This is a genomic window from Apibacter sp. HY039 (assembly GCF_004023655.1).
GTDB classification, from domain to species: domain Bacteria; phylum Bacteroidota; class Bacteroidia; order Flavobacteriales; family Weeksellaceae; genus Apibacter; species Apibacter raozihei.
On record NZ_SAYM01000003.1, the window covers coordinates 156,628 to 176,465 of the forward strand.

At 28.8% G+C, this 19,838-nt stretch carries 12 protein-coding genes; 10 read left to right on the forward strand and 2 right to left on the reverse strand.

What is annotated here, in order from left to right; all coding sequences use genetic code 11:
• Positions 1-352 precede the first annotated feature (352 nt).
• From EQ921_RS08125 to EQ921_RS08145, 5 genes are all read left to right on the forward strand, one after another.
• Positions 353-1,393 carry a hypothetical protein gene (locus tag EQ921_RS08125; RefSeq protein ID WP_128331264.1) on the forward strand — a complete coding sequence of 347 codons (1,041 nt, stop codon included), beginning with the start codon at positions 353-355 and terminating at the stop codon, positions 1,391-1,393.
• Between the two features lie 61 nt (positions 1,394-1,454).
• Positions 1,455-4,058, forward strand: a complete 2,604-nt coding sequence (locus tag EQ921_RS08130) for a fibrinogen-like YCDxxxxGGGW domain-containing protein (protein ID WP_128331265.1) — start codon at positions 1,455-1,457, stop codon at positions 4,056-4,058.
• Between the two features lie 188 nt (positions 4,059-4,246).
• On the forward strand, positions 4,247-5,887 hold the full coding sequence (locus EQ921_RS08135; RefSeq protein ID WP_128331266.1) for an AraC family transcriptional regulator: 1,641 nt from the start codon (positions 4,247-4,249) through the stop codon (positions 5,885-5,887).
• A gap of 490 nt (positions 5,888-6,377) precedes the next feature.
• Positions 6,378-7,988 (forward strand): response regulator transcription factor, encoded by a 1,611-nt coding sequence (locus tag EQ921_RS08140; protein WP_128331267.1) that lies wholly within the window; start codon positions 6,378-6,380, stop codon positions 7,986-7,988.
• Between the two features lie 328 nt (positions 7,989-8,316).
• Complete coding sequence (locus tag EQ921_RS08145) at positions 8,317-9,186, forward strand: hypothetical protein (protein WP_128331268.1); 870 nt, start codon at positions 8,317-8,319, stop codon at positions 9,184-9,186.
• Between the two features lie 118 nt (positions 9,187-9,304).
• On the opposite strand, the gene EQ921_RS08150 is transcribed toward EQ921_RS08145, so the two are convergent.
• On the reverse strand, positions 9,305-10,093 hold the full coding sequence (locus EQ921_RS08150; protein WP_128331269.1) for an alpha/beta fold hydrolase: 789 nt from the start codon (positions 10,091-10,093) through the stop codon (positions 9,305-9,307).
• A 580-nt stretch (positions 10,094-10,673) separates the two neighbouring features.
• On the opposite strand from EQ921_RS08150, the gene EQ921_RS08155 reads away from it, so the two are divergent.
• Entirely contained in the window at positions 10,674-11,312 is a 639-nt protein-coding gene (locus EQ921_RS08155) for a GNAT family N-acetyltransferase (RefSeq protein WP_128331270.1), read from the forward strand.
• A 558-nt stretch (positions 11,313-11,870) separates the two neighbouring features.
• Here EQ921_RS08155 and EQ921_RS08160 read toward each other — a convergent pair.
• A complete protein-coding gene (locus EQ921_RS08160; RefSeq protein WP_128331271.1) occupies positions 11,871-14,810 on the reverse strand; it encodes a thiol protease/hemagglutinin PrtT in 2,940 nt (979 codons plus the stop codon).
• 682 nt (positions 14,811-15,492) lie between these two features.
• Between EQ921_RS08160 and EQ921_RS08165 the strand changes: the two genes are divergently transcribed.
• The 4 genes from EQ921_RS08165 to EQ921_RS08180 all read left to right on the forward strand — a co-directional run bounded on the left by EQ921_RS08165 (position 15,493) and on the right by EQ921_RS08180 (position 19,716).
• Positions 15,493-15,819, forward strand: coding sequence for a hypothetical protein (locus EQ921_RS08165; protein WP_221410481.1), 327 nt, complete (start codon positions 15,493-15,495; stop codon positions 15,817-15,819).
• Between the two features lie 294 nt (positions 15,820-16,113).
• Positions 16,114-16,536 carry a helix-turn-helix transcriptional regulator gene (locus EQ921_RS08170; protein WP_128331273.1) on the forward strand — a complete coding sequence of 141 codons (423 nt, stop codon included), beginning with the start codon at positions 16,114-16,116 and terminating at the stop codon, positions 16,534-16,536.
• Between the two features lie 16 nt (positions 16,537-16,552).
• Positions 16,553-17,452: a Hachiman antiphage defense system protein HamA gene (locus EQ921_RS08175; RefSeq protein ID WP_128331274.1), complete on the forward strand. Its 900-nt coding sequence runs from the start codon at positions 16,553-16,555 to the stop codon at positions 17,450-17,452.
• Positions 17,419-19,716 (forward strand): helicase-related protein, encoded by a 2,298-nt coding sequence (locus EQ921_RS08180; protein ID WP_128331275.1) that lies wholly within the window; start codon positions 17,419-17,421, stop codon positions 19,714-19,716. Before EQ921_RS08175 ends, EQ921_RS08180 begins: the two co-directional genes overlap by 34 nt.
• The last annotated feature ends 122 nt before the right edge of the window (positions 19,717-19,838 follow it).

Genomic DNA, 19,838 nt, shown 5'->3' on the forward strand with positions numbered 1-19,838 from the left:
AATTAATATATATCATACAAGGTTAATGCAAAGGCTCTGTTTTTGTCTGAATAGTTAAATTCTCAGACTATATTCCATATTGAAAAAAGGTTTTCCTTTTTTTTTAAAAAAATATATGTAAATATTTGTATTACAGTAATTTAAAAACAAATTCATAATTCATAAATTCAATAAATATGAATGCTTTGACTTTTTAAGTAAGCTACTCGCATGTAATTTTGCATCGCAAGAAAATCAAAAAACAAGTTTTATTTAAAATAAGAACAAGATAAAAATCATGAAAATTAAATAATCATGGTTTTTACTTCAATCCATTTTTTATACAACAATAATTTATGTAAATAATATGAAGATGAATATTTTTAAGATTGTAAGTTTTATTTCAACTACTTTTCTTTATTCCCAGGTGGGAATAAATACGGAAACTCCTGCAGCTACTTTAGACATAACAGCTTTAAATAGTACAGGAACAAGTACAAAGACAGAGGGATTGTTGATTCCCAGAATAGACAGGCAGAAAGCGCAAAGTATGTCTTCAGTACCTGTTTCGACATTGGTTTACATTAATAGTATAGCTACAGGCACACAAACGGGTTCAACTGCTACCATGAACACTATAGGCTACTATTATTACAACGGAACTGCCTGGGTAAAACTTAATACTAGCATTTATAACAATAACGGAAGTCTTACAGAAGATCGTATTGTAACTTTGGGAAGTAAGACTCTTTCTTTTTCCGGAGGAACTACGCTTAATGCTTTTTCAGTAAACGGGAATACTTTTTCAGTGGATGCTCAGAATAACAGAGTAGGTATAGGTACAACTAATCCGACTTCTAAATTACAGGTAGAAGGAAGTTTATTTTTAAATGCATCCAGAACAAAAAAAGACACAAATAACGCATTAGGAATAAATATCGGTCAGGATGGATATTCCTACGGAAACCGTACCGATAATTTTGGTATACATATACAAAGTACCTCATCCGTACATGGCGGATCAGTAGCGCGAATAAACTTTGGAGACGTATCTACAGGAACAGCAATCGGAAACCGCTATCTGTCTTTTAGTGTTGGCAAAAATCTATCGGAAATACTTAGCATTACAGATGCCAATGGAGGAAGAACAGGAATAAACACCTCTGCTCCTACGGCTACTTTAGATGTAATAGGGACAGCTAGAATTGGACAGTCTGTTGGTACTTCTGATATTAATTCGGCTGTAGAACTTGAAATTTCTTCAAATGATAAAGGGATTTTATTACCCAGAATAGCTAAAAATTCATTATCTACAGCAGTAGATGGACTTTTATATTACAACACCGATAATGGATGTTTCCAATATTACAGCGAAAAATCGAAAAAATGGTTATCCCTTTGTGGAAGCTTATAAATAATTAATATAATTTTTAGAATTTAACATGATTACTAAGTACATATTTATAATAATATTCTTGTTTTTAAGCATTTCAGGTTACTCTCAGCTAGGGATTAATACGGAAACACCTGCAGCTACTATAGATATAGCAGCCTTAAATAGTACAGGAACAAGTACAAAGACAGAGGGATTATTGATACCCAGAATAGACAGGCAGAGAGCGCAAAGTATGTCTTCAGTACCTGCTTCGACTTTGGTTTATATTAATAGTATAGCTACAGGCGCACAAACGGGTTCGGCTGTTAACATAAATGCTATAGGCTATTATTATCACAACGGAACTGCCTGGGTTAGGACCACCCCTAATATTTATAACAATAACGGAAGCCTTACAGAAGATCGTATTGTAACTTTGGGAAGTAAGGCTCTTTCTTTTTCCGGAGGAACCACGCTTAATGCTTTTTCAGTAAACGGGAATACTTTTTCAGTAGATGCTCAAAATAACAGAGTAGGTATAGGTACAACTAATCCGACTTCTAAATTGCAGGTAGAAGGAAATTTATTTTTAAATGCATCCAGAACAAAAAAAGAAACAAATAATGCATTAGGAATTAATATTGGTCAGGATGGATATTCTTATGGAAACCGTACCGATAATTTTGGTATACATATACAAAGTACCTCATCCGTACATGGCGGATCAGTAGCGCGAATAAACTTTGGAGACGTATCTACAGGAACAGCAATCGGAAACCGCTATCTGTCTTTTAGTGTTGGCAAAAATCTATCGGAAATACTTAGCATTACAGATGCCAATGGAGGAAGAACAGGAATAAACACCTCTGCTCCTACGGCTACTTTAGATGTAATCGGGACCATGAAAATTGGAAAAAATTCCAGCATGAGTGAAGGAGCACAATTAGAGGTAGCTTCTGATGACAAAGGAGTATTATTACCAAAAATCACTAAAAATTTATTACCGGTTACCATAGACGGACTTGTCTTTTATAATCCTGATACCGGTTGTTTCAGATACTACAGTGAAAAATCAAAAAACTGGTTGTCTCTTTGTGGAGATCCGGGTAATGCCGATTTTGAATTAGTTGATTGTAATGCCCCCACTGGTGGTATAGTTACAAATGCAGTCGATACTCCTCTTATTAAAGGAGAATCTTTAAACGGTAATACGCAGGCAACATATACTGTAAAAATTAATGTTACCAGTATAGGAAGGTATGCTATAAAATTATCTACTTCCAATGGTTATTACTTTTACAAATCCGGAAATTTTGATCAAACGGGGGTTTATCAAGTGAAATTAGAAGGACAGGGAATACCGATAAATCATAATGAAACAGTTGCTCCGGATACAAGCGTAGATGCAATAACGGATATCCGGTTTAATGATATAAGTACTGTAATTGGATGTATTCTACCAGGAATTCATGTAAAATCAGATGCTGCAAAAATAACTAATGTTGATTGTAGTTCAATAACTTATGGCCCGGGTAAATATATTACCAAACAAACTGAATTTTCAACTACTCAGCATTATATAGATATTCCGGTTACAATTACAGGACAAGGAGACTTGGTTTTGGAAACAACAACTGAGAATGGATTTAAATTTTCTTCCGGAACACTGGCTGTAGATTCTTCTACATTGACTATTCGTTTATATGCCCAAGGGACTATAGGTAATACAACCGGCATTATAAGTTTTAACTTAATCGATGTTACACCTGATTGTTCCGGAATAATAAATGTAAAAGTGGATAGTTCTAAAGGATCGTTTACAGATCCGGCTAATCGTTGTACGGAAATATTAGATGCAAATCCGGATTCTCAAAATGGATATTATTGGGTAAGAGATACCAGTAATAATAAATTTAAAACCTATTGTGATATGAAAGGCGGAGGATGGACTTTAGTAAAATCTTTATCTGAAAGGCAAATATTAGTTGTTGAAAGAACACAGGCAGAATCGATAGCAACTCAGGGACAAAGAAATCCGGTAAAAACTGAAACAGGAGTTTTCAATGAATATGCTTTTTCTGTACCTAGTGCTGTGGTTAACAATATAGGTAATATAAATAATCAGTACAGGTTTACAATTAAAGAAAAAGGACATCAAAATACAGGAACCTTAACACCTGAAATTGTAGAAAGTACAACCGTAGCGCCTTCAGATGATGTATGGGGAAAAGATAATTACTGGAATGTTAAAATTTTTGGAGGTGGTAATCCTGCAACGGGAAACTATGTGTCAGATGAATATACATCAGAAGGTAAAGTTTTTGGAATTTCTCTTGTAAAAGCTTCTGCATCAAATGCTGTTTATACATTTGGCGGAATACCATTTGCTGCAACTCCTCCGGGATTTTATAGTTTTGCATATTTTTTTACCGGATTTTACGGAGGTGTCAATCTTGCGGGTACGGGTACTCTTTCCTATACTTCGAGCAATGGACAAACTGTTTCTTTTGATAAGAGGTATATTAATGATTTATTTGGTTTATATATGAATAGTGAAATGCAGGTAAATCATCATATCGGTACTTGTTCAAACAGTAATGATGATTTTGGCGGACAAAGTTATTGTATGGCTGGCTGGGCAAACTGGCGACCTCACAAATTTAATAATGGAGAAGGAAGAATAGTACAATATTGGGTAAAATAAACAGCTAAATCATAGTATTAATGAAATAAAATCTAATAGTAAATATTTTTAACTTTTTTGAATTTGTTAAGCCTGTAAATAATTTACAGGCTTAATTTTTTGTGAAGATTTATAATTTAAGAAAGTTTTATGATTGAAGGTTTTTAAACATTTAAAAATATATTATAAATTCGCAAGATTATAATAGCATGAAAAAACTTTTTTCTTTATTCTGTATTTTAATACTAATGCAAATATCTAATGCAGAAATAAATAAATCCTCCATTGATTCCATAGAGCAGGTTATTAAGGAAACTACCAAAGTAGATTTTTCTAATACTATTAAAGTTGAACAAGCTATTGAAAATTTAAAAAAAATCTATTTATTTTCCGAAAAAATACATTATGATAAAGGAATGCTGGAAAGCGGTAATTATTTAATGACTTTTTATTACCGTAAAGGACAGTATGAAAAATTAATTCATTTTGCAACTGAATTGGAGACTGATATGGATTTAAAGAAATCAACTCACTTTTATCTGGTAAGTTCATTCTATCGTTTATTAGCTCTATCATACAGAAAATTAGGTTTTGATGAAGAAGGTGATAAAAAATATCAAAATACGTTTAAATCAGCACAAAAAATCCAAGATAAAGAAGAAGCTCATTTACTTTTAGCTTTGATCTATAAAGATCAGGCTTCATATTTTTCAGAAATTCATAAATATCCGGATTCTGTAGGTTATTATTTATTTAAAAGCCTTAAAGAAATTGAATCAATTAAAGATAAAGAAAAACTTATAAGGTTTGCTAATAAAATATTTATTTATAACAGTATTGCAGTTTATTATTTAAAGGTTGCCCAACCTAAAGATACTGTACTGGCAAGAGAGTATTTTATGAAATCAGAAAAAATATATGAAAATACATCCCCTCCAATGCTGGCCATTAATGAAGTTGAATACCTGCTCACTTTAAGTGATTTTTATTTGTCCGAAAAAAATTATGATAAAGCTATTGAGCTTACAGAAAAAGCTTTAGATATAGAAAAAAACAATCCTACCAACGCATATAAAAGAAAAAGAATGTATGAGATTCTTACCAAGTCCTACCTGGAAAAAGGAGATCATGAACAGTCAAAAAAATATATGCATTTATTTACTCTCACCAGTGATAGTATCGCTTTAGAAGGTGCTAACAGTATACAAAAACCGTTAACTAAAATTATAGAAAACAACAAAATAGCTAATCAGAAACAAACTCAAAAAATTTTAGTTTTTCTGGCAGTAATTCTTATACTGGTTTCTATTATTGTTTATATAAAAGTTAGAAATAATCAGAAAAAAACACATGAAAATTATAAAAAGCTTATTCAAAAGTTAAAAGATAATAAAGACGTATTGTCACAGCAGATTCCAGAGAATAAAAATCCCGAAGAAAATACAATAATTCGAACTACAGCAAAAATATCTGATGAAACATTAAACCATCTCATGGCTAAACTAGATAAGTTTGAACAATATAACGGATTTTTAAAAAAGGATCTTACCCTAACGTCTCTGGCTCATTCTCTGAACACTAACCCTAAATATTTATCTGAAATTATCAAAGAAAATAAGTTTAAATCTTTTAATAATTATATCAATGGTTTACGAATTAAATATATTACTCATAAATTATATGAAGAGCCTGTATACAGGCAATATAAAATAAAGTATTTATCGGAAGAATGCGGATATGCTTCACACCAGGTATTTATTTTAGCATTTAAAAAAGAGAACGGAGTAACTCCTTCTTATTATATAGAAAGGTTAAAAAAAGAAGCTGTCCATCCTGGGGAAACTGTATAAAATAAGAAATGTATTTTCAATAAAGTTATGATTTATTTATACTCTTATTGAGATAATATATTACTATTATTTTATGCGTAAATAGAGAAATGATCTTGTATATGATAAAGTTTAAGGCTGCTGGAAAAAGCGTAAACTAATGATGTATGTCTCAATAAAAAATAGTAATAACATCTTTTACTAATTGTTCAAAACGTAATCTTTAATTAAATTTTGATCCATAGATTTAATTTTTAATAAATATTTGTCTTATTTTTTCTTTTATAAATTAAATAATTGAAAATTACTTTAAATACTTTTTTTTACAAATTTTATTGCGAAATTATAATTTTTTAAGATAAATATATTGCGATCTACTTATGATTAATCATATCAAAAATATAAATATGTATGAGAATACTCTGTTTACTTATAATTATTATTAATTAGTCAGTATTTTTAAACATTTAAAAATAATATCATAATTTTATAAAATAATAAATGCATAGATATGAAATTTCTTTTCTTTATTTTCTTCTTTATATTTATAATAAAATTTTCTTACACACAAAAAAATAAAGACTCCATTGATAATCTAATTGAACAAACTGGAAAACTGGATTTTTCAAATACCATAAAAGCAGATCAGGCAATAATTAAACTCAAAAATATTTACAATTACTCAAAAAATATCCATTATGATAATGGAATTATAGAAAGTGGTAATTATATTATGATCTTTTATTATAGAAAAGGACAATACGAACAAGTCATTAATTTATCGTCAGATATTGAGCAAAATATTAATTTTAATAAAATTAAAAATAATTATTCAATAAGTAAATTTTACCGCTTTTTATCGTTGTCATATATGAAGTTAGGATTTAATGATGAAAGTTTGAAGCAATATAATAACTCGGTTATATATGCCAAGAAAATAAAAGACAAGGAGTTTTCTCATTTTTCATTAGCTCTTTTATATTATGATAAAAGTAAATATTTGGATCAGAATAATATACATTCGGATTCTGTCGGATATTATTTATTCAGAACTTTAGATGAAGTTGAACAAATTGAAGATACGGATTTATTAAATAAGTTTGGAAATAAAATATTTATTTATAATGCTTTAGCACAATATTTTTTATATAATGTAGAACCTAGTGATACTGCTATGGCTAATAAATATTTGACCAAAGCAAAAATTATTTATGAAAATGAGAGACCTTCAATGTTAGCTATTAACAGAGTCGAGATGCTTATAAACGAAAGTAAACTTAATTATCTGGATAAAAAATACAAGAAAGCTGTAGCCTTAGCCATAGAATGTTTGGAAATAGAGAAAAAACAGCCAACAAATTCTTACCAAAGAAAAAGAATATATGAAATTCTGGCAAAATCCTATTTAGAAACAGGTAATATTAAAGAATCAAAAAAATATATGGATTTGTTTACACAGGTTAGTGATAGCTTAGATATACTGGAAAAAACAAATATTAAAATACCAATAGACAAAATTATTCAAAATAAACAAAAAGAACATTTAGCAAAGAATAAACAAGTTATTATAATTTTGAGTGTGATTTTAATTATTACTTTTATCTTAATATACATAAAATTCAAACAAAATCAGAAAAAAACACATGAAAATTATAAAAAACTTATAATTAAATTGAAAGAAAGTAATTTTAATACAATAGATATAAAAGTTAAAAATAATGCTAGTAATGAAAACCTTGTTGAAAGGTCGGTAACCAAAATTGCTGATGAAACAGCAAATCAGATAATTTTAAAACTGGACAGGTTTGAGCAATCGTTAAAATTTTTAAAAAATGATATTTCACTGACTTCATTGGCTCATTCATTAAACACAAATCCTAAATATTTATCAGAACTTATAAAAGAAAATAAATCTAAATCATTTAACAAGTATATAAATGGTTTAAGAATTAATTATATAACTAAAAAGCTTTTTGAATCTACTGTTTACAGACAATATAAAATTAAATACCTGGCAGAAGAATGTGGCTATTCCTCACCACAGGTTTTTGTTATAGCATTTAAAAATGAAAATGGAGTTACTCCCTCCTACTATATAGAACAATTGAAAAAAGATAATTAGAATATTAAATAAAAATATTTTAATATGCTGGTTAAATTTTGATAAAATAGTTCTCAGTTTTTTAACGGGTAAATAATGTAAAAAGTCAATAAATTTTCATAGCTGAACTTTTTAGCATAAATAGGTCATTTCAAGTTTGCTGTATTTTTTAGGCAATTAAATTTAGAAAAATTTTAGCTAAAACATGAATAATTTCCGAAATTATTCCTACTAGTTATGCGTGTTAAGTATTTGTATATTAATATTTTATATAAAATTTAATGGTTGCAGCATTTACACAGGTAATTCTTGATTTGTTAGCTACCTAAATTTGTAGAAAAATTAATTTATGAAAAAATCATTTTTATTATTGCTAATTGTATTATTTCAATTTTCTTTTTGTCAGGTAGGAATTAATACAGATACTCCGAACAGTACTTTATCTATAAACGGATCTTTACAAGCCGGTTATAAAGAAATCTCAGGTTCATATAATTTAACTTCTACAGACTACTATATAACGTATAATGGTACATCTGAAGCAACAGTAATACTTCCGGTAGTACAGACCGGAAACACAAGTTTCACAGGTAGAATTTATAAAATTAAAAACATCTCAGGATTTTCAATTGATCTGGTAACTAATGACAGTAACTTACGAATTGATGGACAAATTTCAAAAAGCATAACTATAAAACCTGGTTCTTATGTTGAGATTGTCAATAATAATAATCTTACTTCCGGATGGGACGTTTCATTTCTAGGAGCAAATAATATCAATCAGGTAATAAATAATGTTCAGATCTATGGAACACAATTAAAAATTCCACCTCATTCAAGATTTATTGCCGATTTTTCAAATCATTCAAATACAACTTACGACACCACCGATTGGTTTGTTATTTCGAAATCTTCATCAAGTTTTGAATATCAGGGTGCTTATTCTAAATCGAGTAGAATGATTATAATTTACGAATACCAGGGAGATCCTATGGATATAACAAACTTGTATCCTATTTTAACAACAGGTAATGATCAGTCATATCCTGATATTTTTGTTGCATCTTTTATAAAATTAACGAATGACGGAACAAATGGAAAAACAAGATTAACTGTTTCTGTTAGTAGAAGTGACTTTGTAGGTACAGATCAAACAACAACAACATCAAACTGGCAAGGAACATTTTTATTAAACGTTTTACTCGCTAAATTAAAATAAATATTGAAACTCTCTAAATAAACAGGTTAAACAATAAGTCCATAAATTCATACTAGTCTTTGGACTTATTGTTTATAATTTCTTAGTCAGGTTTTAATAATTATAGCTAGAATTTATGTTAAAAATCAAATAAACTATTAATAAACGTTGTAGATTTTTTCAGAACTAATTCAGGAATTTCTTTATGAGGTGTATGACCTACATTGGGAATAATATATTTTTCTGCCTTTCCATTTACATTACGAACAGTTTCATCAACCTGTGTCAATGTTCCGTATTCATCTTCTTCGCCCTGTATAAATAAGAGCGGACAGCTTACAGAAGGTAGTAGATGTTTAATATTCCAATCTCTGAAATCATTACGGATCCAAGTTTCAGTCCACGATTTGAAAACCATTTCTGCTTTGTTTCCATGATACTTTTGTAAACGCTCTGCAAGATTTGAGTTTTTGTATATTTCTTGTATAAGGTAAATGCCTGAAAGTGTAATATCTTCAACAAATATATGTGCCGCTTCAACAATAACGGCCTTAATTTTTTTAGCATATATACCTGCTGTAATAAGAGCCAGGCTTCCTCCATCGCTGTGACCAAATAAAATTGCCTGATCAATTTTAAAAAAATTCAACACATGGTTCAAGATATCGGCTTCATATTCAAGATACTTTACAGGCCTGTGGTGTGTAGGCATTGGTTCTGATTTTCCATAGCCCAGCCGGTCGTAAATAAGTACATTGCATGATACAGCTTGGGCCAAATCAAATGGAAATCTACGCCAAAGTTCTACACAGCCCAAACTATCATGTAAAAATACAAGTACAGGACGATTTTCATATACAAACCTCCATTCTGCATAAAGTTTCTTACCTTTTATTTCAAATAATTCGCTTCCGGTTTTATGTATCATCGTATTACTTTTAATAATTTTGTTTTTCCTTTAGTAATATTCAGTCCTGTAATTGCCATCATCATATAAAAGATTCCCTATACCTGTAAATTCGTTGGGAGGAAAAGCTTCGTATGTTATAACCGCTTCTCAATTTTACAAATAATATCAGTTCATCATTTAAATAAGATTATTTAAGCAATAAGCTGTCCAAAAATTTGGGATTTTTTCTCATTTGAAATATAGGCTGGTGTTTAATTATTCGTAAAATAAATGGTTCTTAGTTACATTTAGATAAAATTAAATATAATTTATAAATATCAAGATACTTGTTTATAAATACATTAGATGCTTATAAACTCAGTTGAAAAAAACAAAAACCTGCTTGCTGGTTTTTTAGGAATTTTACTAGCAATAAAGATAAAAAAATTAAATAGTTTATCTAAAATTAGGAAATTGTTTCCAAATAAAAATTTTATATCCATTTACGCTAATACACCTTTCTTTATAGAAACAGAACTATAAAAGCTGATTAAAAGTAAGTTGCAATAACGCATTTTTATCGTGTAATTAGTAATTTTAAACAAAAAATAGTTTATATATGAAGATTACTTTAAGGTTAGAAGAAGAGGCAGAATATCGTATTGTTGAGGAAATTACAAGAGAAGCATTTTGGAATGTATATTCACCAGGGTGTAGTGAACACCTGATTATTCATAAATTAAGAATGTGGCCTCAGTTTATTAAAGAACTGGATTATGTAGCTGTTAGTGATGATAAAATAGTTGGAAACATAGCTTATGTCAAATCCCAAATAATAGATACAAAAAAAAATAAAAAACATGAAATTGTTGTATTGGGGCCTGTAAGTGTTTTGCCTGACTATCAAAATAAAGGTATAGGAAGCAAGCTAATTTTGCATACTATTCAAAGAGCAAAAGAGCTAGGATACAAAGCTATTCTTTTATGTGGAGATCCAGATTATTATAAGAAATTTGGTTTTAAAGAATCAAAAAAATATAATATTACAAATGCTGAGGGAAAATTCCCGGTAGCATTACTTATTTTAGAACTTTTTCCAAAAGCTCTTAATGATGTAGAAGGCATGTATCTTGAAGATGATATTTATAATATATCTGAATATGAACTTGAAGATTTTGATAAAAAATTCAAAAAAAAAGAAAAAAAAGTAACTCAATCTCAAAATAAATTCCGACAAATAATAAATAAATATTTATAAGATAAGTATAATCTGCAATTAAAAAGAGTTAAAAAATAGCACTGCATTTAATAGCAATATTACAAGCGGAAAGTGAGGTTTAAAAGGTTTTTTTTATAAAAATATTTATGTGAAAATCCTGACAAGGTAGGAATATCATTCACACAAACAAATACCATATTTTTACAGGCTCATGTTATGAAATAAATATTAGTATTTATGCCTTTTTTGTTAGTTTTAACATAGTAAATATATGATGGCTATAGGTTTAACAGAACATTTAAATTATAAATCCATCACAAGAGCAACCTTTGTTTAATTTTTGCAGTCAACACCTGAAAAAAGAAATTTTATTTTCTGATGAGATAATTGATATGTCGAATAATAAATGTTTGAGCGATAGCGAGTTTTTACTTTTCTTGAATTTTTGTTTCTTTTTCACGGCATTGATAAATGATTAATGAGCTCTAAAATACAAATCTATATAGTGAGTTAAAAAAAGTTCGATATATTATATCGAACTTTTTTATCATACTAAAGAAAAATTATTAAATGTTAATTTTCAAATGCATTAAAAATTTACTTTTTAATAAAACGTAGAGTTAATTGTTGGGTATTTGTTTTAATAGTAAGCAAATAAATACCGGAAGATAATAATCGTACATCAATACGGTTATTTTTAATATTTTTCTCTTGTTTAATTAATTTACCGTCAAAGTTATAAATCTCTATACTTTGAATTTCATTGAATGTATCAAAGTGTAGTATATCAATAACCGGATTTGGATAAATTGAAATATCGGAAGAAACAATATCTGAAGAATACAGAGTTGTTGGATTATTAATGTAAATAGTATATTCCAGAGTAAACCTTGGAAATTTTAAATTAGTCATCTTACAGGTTAATGTAGTATTTACGTATTTAGGATCTGCAATGAATTTTCCATTTCCGTTAGATGCCAAAGAAATTTCTGTACTCCCATTATACCATTTATATTGGGTAAGAGTGTTGTCAACACTGTATTCTGAGCTCAGGTCTATGGTTTTACCTGCGGAAATGGTTCCATCTTCAATTCTGGCCTGTGCGTCATAGGAATACTTGGCTATCGATTTCAAAGGTAAGGTAGAGAACCGGAACTTATTATTATAAACATAAAGTGTAGTAACGGAATTCCAGTTAGTTACGTTTATTTTTTCCAGTCGGTTAAAATGAACCAGTAAAGTGTTTACTGCTGTACAGTTGTTTACCGTCACTTCGGTCATATTATTGTACCCGGCATCAATCGTTTTAAGTTTAGAATTATCAGAGGCTCTAAAAGCTGTAACGGAATTAAAAGGAAAAATAGCTTCTTCAATTTCCGGGAATGGAGTTATATCAATAGTTCCGGTTATTTTTATAGGATGATTCCACCAATATATTCTGGATATTCTTTTTCCCTGCTCACTATCTTTCCAGGTAACCCCTCTTACTTTGGAAACCCATTCTTCAGATATGTTCCAATTTTTCAGATCATCATCCGATAATCCTACTGAAGCATAATTACTTCCCTGATTTAATATATTTCTTAACCCTTCTTTATCGCTTTCATTATAGATTCCTTGTGATTTTTCAATCTTGACTGTATATTCCAGAGTAAACCTTGGAAATTTAGAATTAGTCATCTTACAGGTCAATGTAGTATTTACGTATTTAGGATCTGCAATGAATTTTCCATTTCCGTTAGATGCCAAAGAAATTTCTGTATTTCCATTATACCATTTATATTGGGTAAGAGTGTTGTCAACACTGTATTCTGAGCTCAGGTCTATGGTTTTACCTGCGGAAATGGTTCCACCTTCAATTCTGGCCTGTGCGCCATAGGAATACTTGGCTATCGATTTCAAAGGTAAGGTAGAGAACCGGAACTTATTATTATAAACATAAAGTGTAGTAACGGAATTCCAGTTAGTTACGTTTATTTTTTCCAGTCGGTTAAAATGAACCAGTAAAGTGTTTACTGCTGTACAGTTGTTTACCGTCACTTCGGTCATATTATTATATCCGGCATCAATCTTTTTAAGTTTAGAATTATCAGAGGCTATAAAAGCTGTAACGGCATTAAAAGGAAAAATAACTTCTTCAATTTCCGGGAATGGAGTTATATCAATAGTTCCGGTTAATTTGGGAAATTGGCTCCACCAATATATTCTGGATATTCTTTTTCCCTGCTCACTATCTTTCCAGGTTACCCCTTTTACTTTAGCTACCCATTCTTCGGATTTTTCCCAGCTGAGAGTATCCGAAGCAGTAAGCCCCAATCCTGAGAGGTTTCTTCCCTGTCGCAAAACTTTGCGTAATCCTTCTTTATCTACTTTGTTATAAGTCGATACGAATAAGGGTTTTATATTATGTACTATATTCTGATCCATCGTAAAACCTAAAGTAGCATCAATTGAATAGTAACCGTTTCTGTAGCCATTCCATCCCCAATTGAAATGAAAAAGTCCTTGAGCATCATAGCCGTCACAAATAAAAACATGACCTGAATTTGATGAGGATCCTGCATAAGATATCGGCAGATTATTATCTAAATTACTTTTTAAAATAGAAATCCACTCATCATCAGTTTTTGTTCGTCTATTAAGATACTGAATTTTAGGATTATATCCAAAATAAGTTTTTAAAACCCAAGCCACATCATTAGCGTATGCATTGCTACCTCCATAATTGTAATCCATATGCAATGCGGCACCACAATGGTACATTAGATCAGCTACTGCTTTTTCCTGTGCAGCATTACTTAATCCGGGGTTATATCCGGTAAGCATATTATCCCAATCATAAGTATATTGGGTAATATCTATTGAAGGAATTTTAATCTCCAACGTACGCGTTGTATAACTTGAAGTTGCCAAAATTCCTTTTGAAGGAAATTTATGATATTTCATAATCTGAGCCATAGCAGTAGCTACACATCCGGTAAGTGCTGGTTTTCCGGACTGATTTTTAACAGGAATGGAATTCCAGAAAGGATGGGCTTGGCTCCAAGCTGTTTTTATTAAGGGACTGACACTTTTTTCCAAACGAAATGCAGCTGTGGCAAAATTTAGGTAGGACTGCCATTGTTTTTTCACCTTTTCTGTAGTTTTTTTTTCTTTTAGAATAGCTTCTTCAATACCTTGCTGAACTTTTTCCATCCACTCGATGTAATTAGGTGGAAGATCTTCTTCATTATATGTACCTTCAGTAGTATAACCTATAACAGGAGTACATACATCATCAGCTGCTATAATGATATATCCATGGTTGTTGCCCTTGTCAAATACATAGTATAAATTGGGGGCTTTCTGAGTTTTTTTTGATTTAGAATTTCCTTGCACGGTTTTTACCAGCTGAATGTCCGCTGACCTGAATAATACAGAGCTGTTTTGGCTTTGATGAACCCGAGCAATCTGGGTAGCTTCATTTACAGTTATTTGCTTCCCAAATATTGGTAAAGAACATACTGTCAGTAAGAACAATAATAATTTTTTTTTCATATGTAGTTAATTTTAATATGTTTAAATATGAGCAATGGTAGCTTATTACTTATAATGTTTATAATCAGTAATCTATATATTATTTAGTTATAAAAAATTTATCTCAACATTTGTACATTTTTTGTTTCATTATGTAAAAGAACTTTTTCATATTCTATCTGTCAAATACAGATGTCAATACGTTGACTATTTTCAATAACCTTCTAGTTTATTGATGATTACAGGCATTTTTTTTGTCATCTATAATTTTTTGTTATAGTAATAGCATACTAATAAATTTCCTTATAACTAAAATTTATAATAAGAAGTAAAAAATCAAGAAATAATATTTATTATATTAAAATAAGAAAAAATTTATCTTTCAAAGATAGTTATTTTTGTTTTTTATTAAATAAAAATAATTATTTATTTCTAATTTGTAATTTTGTAAATTGATACTCAGGTTCTTTCGTTTGATTGCATTCAATTTTAATATTTTAATTGGCATTAAACATATCTATATCAGTTCTGTTGTACTCTCCTAATAAAATAGTATTTATTAAAACTTTAGCATGTTTTCTTGTGCATTTTTATATTACTAATTAATGTAGAATAAAGAAATATTATATAAAAATTACTTAATTATTTCTATTTAACTTTGCAAAAGTTTTCAATAATAAAAATTAATCAATTATATAACGTAATGATGACAAATAACAAATTTCCATATTCAGGACAAATATTTTTATTAACCATGGATAACGGATTAAAAGTAACTAATAATTATTTAGCAGATGGAATTAATCTAGAAGTCGAATTTATTTCAGGTGAATTAAAAGGTGTAAAGATGCAAATGCCTTATACATGGAAAGAAATATCAAAAAATTGTTTTTTAATATCATGGCAAGAAAATGATAAATCAACAGTTGTTCATTATGATGATTTTAATCAAAATAAATCCCATGCATTTTATACTACAATGAAAGGAGAATTTTATAAAATGGAAGGTATCATTGAAAAATATCAATAAAATTTTTATTTCCATGTATATTATATTTTTTAATGATCATAAAAATTTAAAATTTAATCTAAAATATAATTAAATTCTAAAACTAACTTTTTATATATAAAAGCATTTGTTTCAAGACAAAAGAATATTCTCTTTCCTATTTAACATAATATTTTCCATTGAAACCTTAGCCCTACCCTGCCCGATATTCAATTTAGAATGCTGATATTTTACCAAACATCTTTAATTTTTTACCTTATATTTTATTTCATTTTTTTGTATCTTGCCCCAAAAATAAATTAGTACATTTGTTTTATGACAGCAGAAAATACTACACCTAAAAAAATACACCAAGGCAGAAATATTAAACGTTTTCGTGAAATATTAGGCATTAAACAGGAAGCGTTGGCTTTTGAGCTGGATATTACCCAAGCCACTATGTCTAAATTGGAAGCAAAAGAAGTAATTGAAGATCAAACCTTACAAAAAATTGCTGAAATTTTAAAAGTTCCCGCAGAAGCTATTAAAAATTTTGACGAAGAACAAGCGGTAAATATTATATCAAATACATTTAATGACCAATCAAATGGTTATAACTATTTCCCTACTTTCAATATAAATCCGGTTGAAAAATGGATAGAAACTTTAGAAGAAAATAAAAAACTTTTTGAACGTTTACTTGAAAGCGAAAAAGAGAAAACTCAATTAATGAAGGATATTTTGGATAAGATGAAGTGATGATAATACTTAGGACATGAGACAATCTTTACTTGATCTTATTGAAAAAACAATAATTCATCAATATGATTTACCCAATACTGCAACTGGAGTTTCAAAAACTATATTTTCAATTGATAATGATAAATGTTTTAAGACAACCAATAACAATGATTTTTCTGAAATAATCTATAATTCTATCTTAGAATATTCTTTTAATGAGTTTGAAATTGAAAATGAAGATTATAATAAGCTACATTATATAGCCTTACTAACAAAATTAAAGTACAACCCTACTGCTGACTTAAAATATAAAATAAGGTATGGCTTTTTAGGGGAAGTTGTTTTATTTAGTGTTTTGTATACACTTTTCAAATCCAAGCCCCTCATAGCAAGAGGATATTTCTACAATCCTTTGGAAAGCTCAGAAACAAAAGGTTATGATTCCTATCATTTAATTGAAAATGGTAGTCAAACCGAATTATGGTTTGGAGAAGTAAAATTTCATAATAGTTATAAAACTGGAATCAAAAGTGTATTTAAAAATATAGATAAAGCAATTTCAGATAATTATCTGCAAACAAATGTTTTTTCTATTTCTAATGAACTAAACAACCTACAATGGAAAGGTTCAAAAATTGAAACCGTTATAAAAAAGTGGAAAGATAATCCATATTTATCAATAATAGATGAAATAAAGAAACATAAAATGAAATTAATTTATCCAGTTATGCTTTTATACGAAGAAGACGATGCCGGATATGATGAAAGTATAAAAAATATTCCAACACATATTCAAGAAGAATATTCGTCAACTAAATATACCCTTTCAATTCCATACTCTATATTTTTTATTTTAATTCCTATGAAAGATGTTAAGTTAATTAAAGAAGATGTAATTAAATGGATAGAATCAAAGAAACCACTGATGTCATAATACAACTTAATAAATTTAAGTCGAAACAGATTACTGATGATGTTTTTGTAAAGTCTGTGTGTGATTATTTTGATGCTATTAAGTCGGAGAATTTGAATCAATCTGATTTAAAGTTTCTTAAATACATCTCAAACATAGCAGGAATTCCCCATTACTATGATCAGTTAAACAGTTTTAACAAAATTACAGAAATAGAGGATTTTAATTTAAATACATTTTCTTCACTACTGTACGAAAGTACGTTACATACATCAGAAATAAGAAAAGTCCATAGATATCAGATGGATATTTTAAATCTATTTGCTCTAAATCAAAGAAACAGATATTTTCTTTCTGCGAGTACATCTTTTGGAAAAACGCATATAGTTTTTGAAATTATCAAAAAGATGAACTATGAAAATGTAGTTTTGATTTTTCCAACAATTGCATTATTATCTGAAAATTTAGAAAGACTAATTTCCGAGGAAGCTTACACATATTTTAGAGAAAAGTATAAAATTCATACATTAAGTGAAGTAACTGAGTTTGGAGTCAATAATCTATTCATTTATACGCCAGAACGCTTTCTATCATTTAAGGAAAAAAATCCAAGCACAATAATCTTCAATTTTGCTTTTATTGACGAAATCTATAAAATCGACAACGAGTATATTTTAGACGAAGAAGTTCGAGAAAACGAAAGAGATGTTGCATATAGACTATCTGTTTTTTATGCATTAGAAGACAATGTAGATGTACTTCTAGCAGGGCCATATATTGATTTCTATAAACAGAAACAAGGTAATTATAATGGCTCTTTTGACAATTTTCTTTCCAAAAATGGAATAACTCTTTTAAACTATAATCAATTTGAGATTGTAAATAAGGCGTATAGTGATATAAAAATCAAAAAACATATTGAAGTTGACAACGAACTACAATTTGATTTTCAAACAAATAGTAAGAAAGAAAGGTTAATTGAAATAATTAGAAACATAATCTCTCTCAAAGAGAACACAATTATTTACTGTTCTACAAGAGCATATACAGAGAATTACGCAAAAAGTATTTTAGAATCGGGAGTTCTTAACAACCATTCAAGCGAAAGTTATTCAGATTTTATCACACATATTTCTAATAATTTTGATGAAGATTGGGTAGTGGTAAAAGCCTTGCAAAAAGGTATTGGTATCCATCACGGGTTAGTTCCAAAATATATACAAAAGGAGATTATTTCACTTTTTAATAATGATAAGTTAAGCGTTCTTTTGTCTACAACAACAATAACGGAAGGAGTTAATACTTCAGCAAAAAATTTAATTGTACTTCATAGTAAAAAAGGCGACAAAGAGCTTAAAAAATTTGATGCTAAAAACATAGCAGGACGAGCAGGACGATTTTTATATCATTATTCTGGTAGAGTAATTGTATTACAAAATGATTTCATGAAAGCAATAAATGCAGAGCCTCAAGGTATTAAACATAAAAATTATGACTTACAGGCACCTAAAGATGAAATTGATTTATTTTATTCCAACGATGAATATCTATCAGAAACAGATAAAAAGAAAAAAATAGATATTAAGACAGAACAAGAAGAAAGAGGAATTCCTGATGAAATTTTTAATCTATACAAAGTAGTTAGTCGATTCGATAAGATTATAATTTATGATGAAATTATAAAACTAAATACAGTTAAAAATGAGAGTATTAAAAACTTAATTAGGGTGTTTAATTATAAGATGGACATTGATTATGATGGCTTTCAAACCATTTTAAAAGTAATTCGTCCAATCGTGAAAAATTCAAAACTACAATTCTTAATCGACCATGTAGGAACTAATAAATATTCAACTTTAACTCATCTAACCCACTTTTATTTGATTGATGGATTTTTAGGCTCAGTTAGATTTAAGATGGATAACGATATGCATGTAGATAAAGCAATTTCTGAAACGGCAGAATTTGTATATAATACTCTAAAATATCAGCTTGTTAAATATTTAGGGGTTTTTAATATTATATATCGTTTTATCCAATCTCAAATAAAAAATAAATCATTTGATGAAATTATAGGAATTGATAGGTTATTAGTTAAACTTGAATATAACGCTTTAACTGATAATGGCCGTATAGCTAGCGACTTTGGAGTGCCTTCAAACGTGCTAGATTATTATGAAAATATTGACAATAAAATAAAATCAGATAAAATTAAGTCAATTTTTGATAATTACGAAAAGAGTATATTTAATAAAGTTGAAAAAATTATAAATAGTTCTAAGTAGGATAATTTCTTTTCCCTTCCCTATTAAATTAATAAACTTAAAGCTAGAAACTTCGCCTAAATAGAACTTTTAAAAGCCGATTACCCAAAATTTTTATAAGTAAAAGAACTATGCAGTTCTTT